Here is a 12,336-nt window from a genome sequence, read left to right on the forward strand (position 1 = left end):
GAATTCGTTCGTACGACGAGCAGAAGGCAAGAAAGGAAAAATCATGTCAATCGAAATTAAAGCACCTACGTTTCCAGAATCAGTAGCAGACGGAACTGTTGCAACTTGGCACAAGCAGCCAGGTGAAGCGGTTTCTGCCGATGAACTTATTGTCGACATCGAAACCGATAAAGTGGTTCTTGAAGTTGTCGCTCCAGCCGACGGTGTGATCACTGAAGTCCTAAAAGGCGAAGGTGAAACAGTTCTTAGCGAAGAGATTCTTGCTAAGTTTGAAGCGGGTGCAGCCGGTGCGGCAGCTCCAGCAGCAGAAGCAGCGACTGAAGCGGCTCCAGCAGGTGACGCTGAAAAAGTAGGCCCAGCCGCTCGTAAACTGATTGATGAGAACGGTCTTGATGCTAGCCAGATCCCTGGTACAGGTAAAAACGGTGGCATCACTAAAGAAGACGTTATGAACTTCATGGCGAACAAGCCGGCTTCCGCTCCTGCGGCAACAGCACCTGCATCCGCTCCTGCTGCAGCCCAGCCAGCGGTATCAGTCAACGTACCAGCAGGTGAGCGTGTTGAGAAACGCGTTCCAATGACTCGTCTACGTGCAACCATCGCTAAGCGTCTAGTTGAAGCGCAACAGAATGCTGCGATGCTAACAACGTACAACGAAGTGAACATGAAGCCTGTCATGGAGCTTCGTAAACAGTACAAAGATCTGTTCGAGAAGACTCACAACGGTACACGGCTTGGCTTTATGTCATTCTTCGTTAAAGCGGCGACTGAAGCACTAAAACGCTTCCCAGCGGTAAACGCATCGATCGACGGTAACGATATGGTTTACCACGGTTACCAGGATATCGGTGTCGCTGTATCGACTGACCGTGGCCTAATGGTGCCAGTATTGCGCGATACGGATGCGATGAGCCTTGCAGAAGTAGAAGGCACTATTGCAGACTTCGGTAAGCGCGGTCGTGAAGGTAAGCTAGGCATGGAAGACATGCAGGGCGGTACATTCACAATCACTAACGGCGGTGTGTTCGGCTCATTGATGTCGACCCCCATCCTTAACCCACCACAGACAGCTATCTTGGGTATGCACAAGATCCAAGAGCGTCCAATGGCGGTGAATGGTCAGGTTGAGATCCTACCAATGATGTACCTAGCACTCTCTTACGATCACCGTATGATCGATGGTAAAGAGGCGGTACAGTTCCTTGTAACAATTAAGGACCTGCTGGAAGATCCAGCGCGCATGCTCCTAGACGTTTAATGCGAATCGCATTCTAGGAATCTTTAAAAAGTTACTAAGATAGGAAAGAGTAATGTCTGATAAGTTTGACGTAATTGTAATCGGTGCTGGCCCTGGCGGTTACGTAGCAGCGATTCGTGCAGCACAGCTTGGTTTGAAAACAGCCTGTGTTGAGAAGTGGATTGATGAGAAGGGCGGTACTGTCCTAGGTGGTACCTGTCTAAACGTAGGTTGTATCCCATCGAAAGCGATGCTTGAGACAACCCACAAACTTCACGAAGCACAACACGGCTTCGCGGCTCAGGGTATCGTTGCTGAAAACGTATCGATCGACCCTAAAGCGATGGTTGCTCGTAAGAATGGCATCGTTAAGAACCTAACTGGCGGTATCGCAGGTCTGTTCAAAGCGAACGGTGTCACAACCCTTGCGGGTACAGGTAAACTGCTAGCGGGTAAGCAGGTTGAAGTAACCGCTGCTGACGGCTCTGTCTCTACTTACCAAGCTGACAACGTGATCCTTGCATCAGGTTCAGTTCCTGTAGAGATCCCACCAGCACCTCTTACAGAGGGTCTAATCCTAGACAACGCAGGTGCGCTGGATATCGATGAAACCCCTGAGCACCTTGGTATCATCGGTGCCGGTGTTATCGGTCTAGAGATGGGTTCTATCTGGGCTCGTTGTGGCTCTAAAGTGACCGTTCTAGAAGCGATGGATGACTTCCTAGCCCTAGCGGACCAAGACCTAGCGAAAGAGGCTAAAAAGCTTCTAACCAAACAGGGTCTAGACATCAAACTGGGTGCACGTTGTACTGGCACTGAGATCGTTGATGGTAAAGCAGTAAAAGTTAAATACACCGATTCTGAAGGCGATAAAGAGCTTGTTGTAGATAAGCTGATTGTTGCTGTCGGCCGTCGTCCACAAACCAACGGTCTTCTAGCAGAAGATTCAGGTGTCTCTCTGGATGAGCGCGGCTTCATCTTCGTTGACGAGAACTGTCGTACCGGTGCACCAGGCGTTTACGCCATTGGTGACTCAGTACGTGGCCCGATGCTTGCACACAAAGCATCAGAAGAGGGTATCATGGTTGCAGATATCATTGCGGGTCACAAAGCAGCAATGAACTACGACTGCATTCCTAACATCATCTACACTTTCCCTGAGTTGGCTTGGGTCGGTAAGACCGAACAGCAGCTTAAGGCGGAAGGTATCAAATACAAGAGTGGCAAATTCCCATTCGCAGCGTCTGGCCGTGCCATGGCAGCGAATGCGACAGAGGGCTTCGTTAAGATGCTCGCTGATGAAGCTACCGACCGTATTCTTGGTGTGCACATCGTTGGTGGTATCGCCTCTGAGCTGATCGCTCAGGGTGTTATCGCAATGGAATTTGCATCAAGCGCGGAAGATCTGCAGTTGACCGTATTTGCTCACCCAACCGTGAGTGAAGCGATCCACGAAGCAGCTCTAGCTGTGGATAATCACGCTATCCACATTGCGAATCGCAAAAAGCGTTAATCGCAGAACAGGGAGCGCTTCAGGTCAAAAGCTTGAAGCGCTTTTGTTCAGATCGATGGCACGGGTAACCCCGTGTTCGTTTAACCGACCTAAATAACGGACTATAGAATGAATCTTCACGAGTATCAGGGCAAGCAGCTGTTTGCACAGTACGGTCTGCCAGTGTCACAAGGCATTGCAGTCGATACACCGGAAGCAGCCGCAGAAGCAGCCAAACAAATTGGCGGTGATAAGTGGGTTGTTAAAGCACAGGTACACGCAGGTGGCCGCGGTAAAGCGGGCGGCGTTAAACTAGTAGACTCTCCAGAAGAAGCAGCAGCTTTCGCAAAAGATAAGCTAGGCACTAATCTGGTAACTTACCAAACGGACGCGAACGGTCAGCCAGTCTCTAAAATTCTTGTTGAGACCTGCACCGACATCGCAAACGAACTATACCTGGGTGCGGTTGTTGACCGTTCATCACGTCGCATTGTCTTCATGGCATCGACTGAAGGCGGTGTAGAGATCGAGAAAGTCGCTCACGAAACACCTGAGAAGATTCTTAAAGCAACCATCGACCCTTTGACTGGCGCACAGCCATACCAGGGTCGTGAGCTAGCGTTCAAGTTGGGTCTTGAAGGCGTTCAGATCAAACAGTTCGTCGCGATCTTCATGGGTCTTGCGAAGATGTTTGAAGAGAAAGATCTAGCTCTTCTAGAGATCAACCCACTGGTTATCACTGACGAGGGCAACCTACACTGTCTAGATGCGAAAGTCGTTATCGATGGCAACTCGGTTTACCGTCACAAAGATATCCAAGCAATGGAAGATCCATCACAGGAAGACGAGCGTGAAGCACGCGCGGCTGAGTGGGATCTTAACTACGTAGCCCTAACTGGCAACATCGGTTGTATGGTTAACGGTGCTGGCCTTGCAATGGGTACTATGGATATCGTCTCTCTACACGGCGGCTTCCCAGCTAACTTCCTTGACGTAGGTGGCGGCGCGACGAAAGAGCGTGTAACCGAAGCGTTCAAGATCATCCTTGAAGACAGCAAAGTTAAAGCGGTATTGGTTAACATCTTCGGTGGTATCGTACGTTGTGACCTAATCGCAGAAGGCATCATCGGTGCTGTTAAAGAAGTGGGTGTTGAAGTTCCAGTGGTTGTTCGCCTTGAAGGTAACAACGCAGACCTCGGCTCTAAACTGCTATCTGAATCTGGTTTGGATATCATCGCGGCTACCAGCTTGACTGACGCTGCACAGCAAGCAGTTAAAGCAGCAGGAGGCAACTAATCATGTCAGTACTAATTAACAAAGACACCAAAGTAATCTGTCAGGGTTTCACTGGTGGTCAGGGTACTTTCCACTCTGAACAAGCGATCGCCTACGGCACTAAAATGGTTGGCGGTGTGACTCCAGGTAAGGGTGGCACAACTCACCTAGGTCTACCTGTATTCAACACGGTTGCTGAAGCAGTAGAGCAGACTGGCGCAGAAGCATCAGTTATCTACGTACCAGCGGCGTTCTGTAAAGATTCGATCCTTGAAGCGGCTAATGCAGGCATCAAGCTAATCGTTTGTATCACAGAGCACATCCCAGTGATGGACATGCTTCAGTGTAAAGTGAAGTGTGACGAGCTAGGCGTACGTCTAATCGGTCCTAACTGTCCAGGTGTTATCACACCGGGCGAATGTAAGATCGGTATCATGCCAGGTCACATCCACCTACCAGGTAAAGTCGGTATCGTTTCACGCTCTGGTACGCTAACGTACGAAGCGGTTAAACAGACAACTGACGCAGGCTTCGGTCAGTCTACTTGTGTTGGTATCGGTGGTGACCCAATCCCTGGTTCTAACTTCATCGATATCCTAGAGATGTTCCAGAACGACCCACAGACTGAAGCGATTGTTATGATCGGTGAGATCGGTGGTTCAGCAGAAGAAGAAGCGGCTGCTTACATCAAAGCAAACGTAACTAAACCTGTTGTATCGTACATCGCGGGTGTAACAGCGCCTCCAGGCAAACGCATGGGCCACGCTGGTGCCATCATCTCTGGCGGTAAAGGCACTGCAGACGAGAAGTTCGCAGCACTAGAAGACGCAGGCGTTAAGACTGTACGTTCACTAGCAGATATCGGCGTAGCCCTATCTGAAGTAACTGGCTGGGCAATGAAGTAATTCGTTTCTCGCGTTAAAGAAAAGCGACCCTTGGGTCGCTTTTGTGTTTTCTGGAAGACGGGGATAGGGCGGATGACAGGCTGAAGGCCAGTCACCGCAGCTCCGTAGTTAATTAAGTATTCCGGTGACTGGCTTCAGCCTGTCATCCGCTATCGCAGTTGGCAGCGACTCTGGAAGAAGCTGCCAAGCAGTCTTGCTCCAATCTCTGGAAGTCGCTTTGTAGAGCTGATGACAGTCTAAAGACAGTCACCGCAGCTCCGTAGTTGGATCAGCACACCGGTGACTGGCTTCAGCCTGTCATCCGCTGTCAATGTAAACTCCCAACCATGATCTATACTCCAAAGAAAAAGGAGTTTAACCATGGCAAGGAAGCCAAGATTATGTCCAGCAGGTGTGCCCCAGCACATTATTCACCGCGGCCACAACCGACAATACATCTTTAAAGCCAGTGCCGACTTTGAAATGTACCTCAGTAAACTTGAGTATTGGTCAGAGGTATACGAAGTTCAACTGCATGCTTGGGTACTGATGAGCAACCACATTCACTTTTTATTAACGCCTAGTTCTGATGATGGCATTTCAGAGATGATGAAACGTATCGCAGGAAGTTACGGTCGTTACTTCAATAAGCGTTATGGATTGACTGGAACGATCTGGGAAGGGCGATTTAGGAATATTCCTGTTACAAACCAGAGCCACCTAGAGCAGATCAAAGCATATATCGAACAAAATCCAGTGCGGGCTGGGATTTGTGGAATGCCTTCGGAGTATCGGTGGTCTAGCGGGAACTCTGGAAAACGCTGATGGGGCTGATGACAGGCTGAAGGACAGTCACCGCGACTCCGTAGCAGGCTTTACACACCGGTGACTGGCTTCAGCCTGTCATCCGCTGTCACAGTTGGCAGAGACTCTGGAAAATGCTGCTAAGAAGCCTTGCTCGATTCACTGGAAGTCGACTGATAAAGCCGATGACAGTCTAAAGACAGTCACGGCGGCTGCGTAGTTGGTTCAGCGCTCCGGTGGCAGTAATTTGCTCCTGCAATGACTCCATACAGGCCATCCATGGCCTTAACTGGCTTCAGCCTGTCATCCACTCTTTACTCCCGCTCCAATACCCAGCGAATTGCCCGATCAACATCCTCCGATCGAAACCGCGTATGTTCTCGATCCTCAAACCCCATAAACAGCTTCGGCTCTTCAGCAGCTTCAAAAAGCGTTACACCTTGCTCGTAGGGAATGGTGTCATCATCGGCGGAGTGCATAATTACTACTGGCTCATCGACATTTTGAATCTTATCAATCGAATCAAATCGGTGTTTAAGCAGTAAGTTAACCGGTAACCAGGGGTAGTCATCAGCCGCCATCTGCGCAATAGAGGTATAGGGCGCGGCCAGAATCACCCCTTTAAAATCGCGTTCAGTGGCTAATTGAACCGCCACGCCAGTTCCCAATGACTCGCCGTAGATGATCAGGTCTGATGAATTTAGATTGTGCTCTTTGGCTAACCAATCAAACACCGCACGTGCGTCGTCATAAAAGCTAACCTCGCTTGGTGTACCTCTGCTTTGCCCAAACCCGCTCCAGCTGAAGATTAATAGTCCCCGTTCATTCTCTGACAAGATATTGATCAGTCGCCCACGCGTGCTCAGGTTGCGAGCATTGCCGTGCAGATAGACAAGCGTCTCTTGCCCAGGTTTAGCTGGTTTATACCAAGTCTGAAGGCGGTTGCCATGCGGGGTATTAATAAAGAGCTCGCTAGCACCTGGGAATATCGTCTCAACCGACTCTGTTTCGTAGGTCGGTTTAAAAATCAAAGAGTCTTGCGCAAAGTACATGTACCCGCAAGCGGATAGGTAGGTGAGAGTTAGCAGGACTGCAGTGCGTTTAAATAATTTCATTATTTAGTCTATCCATAGATGACAGGCTGAAGCCAGTCACCGCGACTAGGCCACTCTCTGGAAGTCGACTAGTAGAGCCGATGACAGTCTAAAGACAGTCACGGTAGCTCCGTAGTTGGTTCCGTACACTTGATTATGATAGAGCGGATGACAGGCTGAAGCCGGTCACTGCCGCTCCGATGATGGTCGAGTACTCTGGTGACAGTAATTTGCTCCTGCAATTACTGCATACAGGCCATCCATGGCCCTAACTAGCTTCAGCCTGTCATCCGCTCTAAAATATCTATCACGTTATCAATTTAATAAAACCAAAGCACCAAGTTAACACTAAACGCGTATTTCCATTAAATTTATAAGAAAAAAGACAAACATGAACCTAGTATCCCGCTTTTACAAACAGGTTGATCGCTTCCAAGATCGCACATTCCTTGGCTACAAAACTGAAGGCGAGTGGAAGACGCTCTCTTGGAAACAGACGGCCGATCAAATTTCAACATTGAGTCACTATCTAACACAGTATGGTGTCGGTAAAGACGATCGCGTTTTGATCCTCTCTGAAAACCGTCCAGAGTGGGCCGTCAGTGATTTAGCGATCATGTCCGTGGGTGCTTATGTGGTTCCAGCTTATACAGCACACACTGTTGACGATCTTCGCCATATTCTCTCTTTGACCAGCCCTAAATTCGCCATCGTCTCGTCTCAGGAGTTGGCCGATAGAGTCTTAGAGGCCAACGTCAGCCATGAATGTGTCACTCATATGATTGTTATCGACCAGGGTGAGCATGATAAACCGGATTGGCACACAGAAATCCTGTCTTGGCCAGAGGTTCAACAAGGAGTCGAACGTCCAGATCTATCATCCATAGAAACCGACGATGTCTGTACCCTGATCTTTACCTCGGGCACGGGCGGTCATCCTAAAGCGGCGATGCTGACCCACAAGAACATCATTCATAACGTCGAAGCTGCTGCGCGAGTGTTGGATACCATTCCGGTTAATGAGGAGGATCGATTCCTCTCATTCTTGCCACTTGCTCACGCGTACGAGCATACAGCTGGCCTGCACATGCCGATTACACAAGGGGCTGAGATCTTCTACTGCGAATCAACCGATAGGCTCGCGCAGTATCTAACCGAGGTCTCTCCATCTATAGCAACAGCGGTTCCTCGCCTCTACGACATGCTCTATGCGCGTATCAAGTCGGGTGTGGATCGCGCCAGTGGTTTTAGAAAGGGCCTCTTTTTTAAGGCTTTGTCGATCGGTACGAAAAAGCTTAATGATGAAAAACTCTCGCTAATAGAAGCCATTCTTGATCCTCTATTAGAGAAATTGGTTCGTAAAAAACTGCGTGATCGTTTTGGCGGCAAGATTAAATACTTTGTTTCAGGTGGTGCACCGCTGAACCCAGAGATCGGTAACTTTTTTGCTGCCTTAGGCATCGGCATTATCCAAGGTTATGGTCAGACAGAGGCATCGCCACTGATTACCGTGAACCGTCCAGGAAACATTCGTATGTCGACCGTCGGTTTGCCGCTCGATTGTGAATTGAAGCTAGCGGACGATGGTGAACTGTTAGTTCGTGGCGACAACGTCATGAAAGGGTATTGGCAGAATGAGTCAGCTACGGCAGTCACCATCATCGATGGTTGGTTGCATACGGGTGACCTCGCCGAGATCGATGAAGAGGGCTTTGTCTCTATTGTAGGGCGTTCGAAAGACCTTATCGTCACTTCAGGTGGTGATAACGTTGCGCCTGCCAAGCTAGAAGCGAAGCTGACGCTGGAAGAGGAGGTGGATCAAGCCGTGGTACTTGGCGATGCAAAACCTTGGTTGTCCGCCATTATTGTGCCGTCTGAGGATCTGCAAAAAGCGACAGACTCCGATGAAGAGCTAGAAAAGATCATTTCTAAAGCGGTAAAACGTGTTAACCAAGAGCTTAACGGTACCGAACGTATCCGTAAGTTCATTGTACAACGGGAACTCTTCTCGATTGAGAATGGATACGTAACACCCACACAGAAGATCAAACGCTCTAAGGTGATTGAAGATAACCAAGTAGCGATTGATCGGTTGTATGGGAAGTAACTGCTAGTGCGGATGACAGGCTGAAAGCCAGTCACCGGTGTGATAAACAGGCTACGGAGTCACGGTGACTGGCTTCAGCCTGTCAACCGCTTTGAAATTACGGAAAAGGCTCTGGAAAAGTATGCCTGGCAGTCTTGCTCGAATCCATGGGAGATAGCTTAAAGATCCGATGGTCGAAAATTGCTCCTGCATTTTCGGCATACATGCCATCCATGGAATAAACAGGCTGAAGGCCTGTCACGGTCAAATCTACGATTTGACGTGCTTTCGCACCAACGCCATCAACCCTTGCGTCGATTGGTCATACCCCTGCGTCGATTCACCAATCTGTTGGCTGATCTCATTGGCTAGGCGTTTACCGAGCTGAACACCCCACTGGTCAAACGAGTTGATGTTCCATATAGCGCCTTGTACAAATACCTTATGCTCATAAAGCGCAATGAGCGCGCCTAGGTTGCGTGGGCTGATGCGATCCATTAACAAAACGTTACTTGGGCGGTTACCTTGACAGCTCTGGTACTCTAGCAGACCGTCTGAATCATCACCGTTCATAAAGGCGTTGGCTTGCGCTAGCATATTGGTTAGCAGTGCGAAGTGATGCTCTTCCGTCTGCTCGTCTGCCTCAAGCGAGGCGATAAAGTCGATCGGTACGAATCGTGTCCCTTGGTGCAGTAACTGGAAGAAAGCGTGTTGGCCATTCGAGCCGGTCTGACCCCAGACGATAGGTCCCGTTGCATAATCGACAGGGTCGCCATTGATATCCACCGACTTACCGTTTGACTCCATATCTAACTGCTGTAAGAAGGCCGGCAGTTGGTGAAGAGCCTGGTCATAAGGAATCACTGCCTGAGTCTCAGCACCCAAGAAGTTGATGTACCAGATACCGATGAGCGCCATGATCACCGGCATGTTCTGATCCATTGGTGCTTCCACAAAGTGGCGATCCATCTCGTAGGCGCCTTCCAGCATATCAATGAAATTGTCATAGCCAATCGATAGGGCAATAGGCAGACCGATTGCAGACCAGAGCGAGTAACGCCCACCCACCCAAGCCCAGAATTCAAAGATGTTCTCTTGTGCAATACCAAACTCCATCGCAGCTGCTTGGTTAGTTGAAACCGCTACAAAATGTTGGCTGATATCCTCATGGCCACCAGTCTGCTCGCGGAACCAACGGCGTGCGGTTTTAGCGTTTAGCAGAGTCTCTTGGGTAGAGAAGGTCTTAGTTGAAACGACAAACAGCGTCGACTTTGCATCCAAATTTTTCAGCGTCTTCTTAATGTGCTGGCCGTCGACATTAGAGATGAAGTGGAACTTGATGTCCGGGTGGCGGAATTGAAGGAGGGCGCGTACCACCATGTTAGGACCCAGATCTGAGCCACCAATACCGATATTCACAACATCAGTGATACGGTTGCCTTTATAGCCCTTCCAGTCACCATTACGAACCTGCTCACTGAATACCTTAAGTTTATCCAAGCTAGAACGAATCTCGGGCATAACGTCCACGCCATCGACAATCACCTTCTCATCACCGCGGTTACGCAGTGCGGTGTGTAAGACAGGGCGTTTCTCTGTGACATTAATAATGTCACCCGAGAACATCTGTGCACGGCGCTGGCGCAATGATGAGTGCTCAACCAGATCGATCAACGCTTTGAAGACATCGTCGTTAATCTTATTCTTAGAGAAGTCCAAAAATAGCTCGCCCAGTCGAACGCTCATCTTATCGAAGCGTTTAGCGTCTTGCTTAAAGTAGTCGCTGATACGGTCCTCTTGAGTCTCTTGCGCGAGCTGTTCTAGCTTTTTCCAAGTTACAGATGAGGTAAGAAGATTCATTTTTGGCCTCTAAATAAGGTTTTTTGTTTAAGTTACGTCAATTCTACGGGAATAAAGAGATTAAATGAATATATTTACGTAATTTTACTACATACTTTGTTGCTTACTTAAAGATGGTGACAGGATTCATCCTGTCATCCGCTGTTGCAAGTGGCAGAGATTCTGGAAAACGCTGTTGGACAGTCTTGCCCAAATCTCTGGAAGTCGCTTGGTAGAGCCGATGACAGGCTGAAGGCCAGTCACGGGAGCTCCGTAGTTGAGTTCAGCATGCTGATGACCCACTCCGTTGGTGACAGGATTCATCCTGTCATCCGCTTTTACAGCTAACTCCCCAATTTTGTTACATATTCCAAAACAGAAGGTTGCATATAACAAAATCATCTCAAAATTAACGAAACCTGAATAGCGTCTGTAAACTATTAATTATATTGATTTTTATTGTTTTTAGGCTTTTCTGAACAAAAGATTAACGAAAAAAAAGTGAAAAACCGGGAACTTTTTGAAAAATTAGAGTTGACCCCTGTCTAGACGGGCGATAGAGTGCAACCTGTCCAAAGCCAAACGGGTTTGGTGTATTCGTACATTCAACGAAGATTTGGCCGGATATTTGAGGCTTAAATTAAAAATTCTGGAGATTTCCAAATGAAAAAGATTCTTGCAATCGCGATCGCTACTGCGATCTCTGCACCAGCAATGGCTGATCTAACTATCGGCGGTAAACTGTCAATGGATTACATCAGCAACGATCAAGGCGCTACAACTAGTAACGACATCCAGCGTGATGACGTTATCATTAACATCAAAGCTTCTTCTACTACAGATGCTGGCCTAAATGTTTCTGGTGTGATTTCTACTGAAAATGATTTCGCTGCTCCTACAGTTGCATACGTTCGTCTTGACAACGGTACTATTGGCTTCCAGATGGGTAAATTTGCTAACCCTGCTGGCGGCGCAGATGTTTCTATAAGCTCTGACAGCGATGCATTCTCTAATGGTGATACTGCTGCTGCTAGCCGTGCTAACCTTGGTCACTTTACTGATGAAATAGACAACGCTGCAGCAGTAACTTTTGCATCTAATGGTGTTTCTGCTGCAGTAGCAGTAACTCAGGCTGGTGTAACTGATTCTTCAGTTTTTGCGCTTGGCTATGCAGCTGGCGATTTCGCGGTTAACGTTGGTTACGAATCTACTGATGGTTACGATGTTACTGGCCTTCGCGGTTCGTACACTATGGGCGATCTTAAAGTTGATGCATTCAAAGTTGAAACTGCATACGCTGCATCTGCTGACGTTTCAACTCTTGGTCTAGAAGTTAACTACACTATGGGTGCTACTTCTCTTCGTGCAATCCTTGCTGAAGATGACTACGGCACTACTTCTGGTGACCTAACTATGGTTGGTGTTACTCAGAACCTAGGTGGCGGTGTTAAAGCTTACGCTGAGTACGCTACTTACGCTGAAGATGCTGTAGCTGATAAAACTATCACTACTCTTGGTGTTGCTTACTCATTCTAATTTAGCGCTGAGCTAGACTCAGCTGCTTATTAGATTGAAGAGGGGCTTTTAGCCCCTCTTTTTTTTATGTCTAAACGTTGTTACGACGT

10 protein-coding genes are annotated in these 12,336 nt (G+C 48.4%); 7 read left to right on the top strand and 3 right to left on the bottom strand.

Going from position 1 to position 12,336, the window contains the following annotated elements; genetic code table 11:
- The first annotated feature begins 43 nt into the window (after window positions 1–43).
- From odhB to XMM312_RS09110, 5 genes are all read left to right on the top strand, one after another.
- The gene (gene odhB / locus XMM312_RS09090) at window positions 44–1,258 is read left to right on the top strand and encodes a 2-oxoglutarate dehydrogenase complex dihydrolipoyllysine-residue succinyltransferase (protein WP_173483187.1); all 1,215 of its coding nucleotides are present in this window, start codon (window positions 44–46) and stop codon (window positions 1,256–1,258) included.
- A gap of 52 nt (window positions 1,259–1,310) precedes the next feature.
- Window positions 1,311–2,750, top strand: coding sequence for a dihydrolipoyl dehydrogenase (gene lpdA / locus XMM312_RS09095; protein ID WP_173483186.1), 1,440 nt, complete (start codon window positions 1,311–1,313; stop codon window positions 2,748–2,750).
- Window positions 2,751–2,858: 108 nt separating this feature from the next.
- The gene (gene sucC / locus XMM312_RS09100; RefSeq protein WP_173481571.1) at window positions 2,859–4,025 is read left to right on the top strand and encodes an ADP-forming succinate--CoA ligase subunit beta; all 1,167 of its coding nucleotides are present in this window, start codon (window positions 2,859–2,861) and stop codon (window positions 4,023–4,025) included.
- A gap of 2 nt (window positions 4,026–4,027) precedes the next feature.
- The gene (gene sucD / locus XMM312_RS09105; RefSeq protein ID WP_173481570.1) at window positions 4,028–4,909 is read left to right on the top strand and encodes a succinate--CoA ligase subunit alpha; all 882 of its coding nucleotides are present in this window, start codon (window positions 4,028–4,030) and stop codon (window positions 4,907–4,909) included.
- A 360-nt stretch (window positions 4,910–5,269) separates the two neighbouring features.
- A complete protein-coding gene (locus XMM312_RS09110; RefSeq protein WP_173481569.1) occupies window positions 5,270–5,713 on the top strand; it encodes a transposase in 444 nt (147 codons plus the stop codon).
- A gap of 293 nt (window positions 5,714–6,006) precedes the next feature.
- Here XMM312_RS09110 and XMM312_RS09115 read toward each other — a convergent pair whose 3' ends face one another.
- The gene (locus XMM312_RS09115) at window positions 6,007–6,807 is read right to left on the bottom strand and encodes an alpha/beta hydrolase (protein WP_173489105.1); all 801 of its coding nucleotides are present in this window, start codon (window positions 6,805–6,807) and stop codon (window positions 6,007–6,009) included.
- Between the two features lie 370 nt (window positions 6,808–7,177).
- On the opposite strand from XMM312_RS09115, the gene XMM312_RS09120 reads away from it, so the two are divergent.
- Window positions 7,178–8,893, top strand: coding sequence for a long-chain fatty acid--CoA ligase (locus XMM312_RS09120; protein WP_173489106.1), 1,716 nt, complete (start codon window positions 7,178–7,180; stop codon window positions 8,891–8,893).
- A 249-nt stretch (window positions 8,894–9,142) separates the two neighbouring features.
- Here XMM312_RS09120 and pgi read toward each other — a convergent pair whose 3' ends face one another.
- Both pgi and XMM312_RS09130 read right to left on the bottom strand, forming a co-directional pair.
- Window positions 9,143–10,732: a glucose-6-phosphate isomerase gene (gene pgi, locus XMM312_RS09125; protein ID WP_173489107.1), complete on the bottom strand. Its 1,590-nt coding sequence runs from the start codon at window positions 10,730–10,732 to the stop codon at window positions 9,143–9,145.
- A gap of 126 nt (window positions 10,733–10,858) precedes the next feature.
- Window positions 10,859–11,035 carry a hypothetical protein gene (locus XMM312_RS09130; RefSeq protein WP_173483182.1) on the bottom strand — a complete coding sequence of 59 codons (177 nt, stop codon included), beginning with the start codon at window positions 11,033–11,035 and terminating at the stop codon, window positions 10,859–10,861.
- 339 nt (window positions 11,036–11,374) lie between these two features.
- Between XMM312_RS09130 and XMM312_RS09135 the strand changes: the two genes are divergently transcribed.
- A complete protein-coding gene (locus XMM312_RS09135; protein ID WP_173484282.1) occupies window positions 11,375–12,247 on the top strand; it encodes a hypothetical protein in 873 nt (290 codons plus the stop codon).
- The last annotated feature ends 89 nt before the right edge of the window (window positions 12,248–12,336 follow it).

Origin of the sequence: Marinobacterium sp. xm-m-312, from assembly GCF_013283295.1 — a bacterium.
Classification (GTDB): Bacteria; Pseudomonadota; Gammaproteobacteria; order Pseudomonadales; family Balneatricaceae; genus Marinobacterium_E.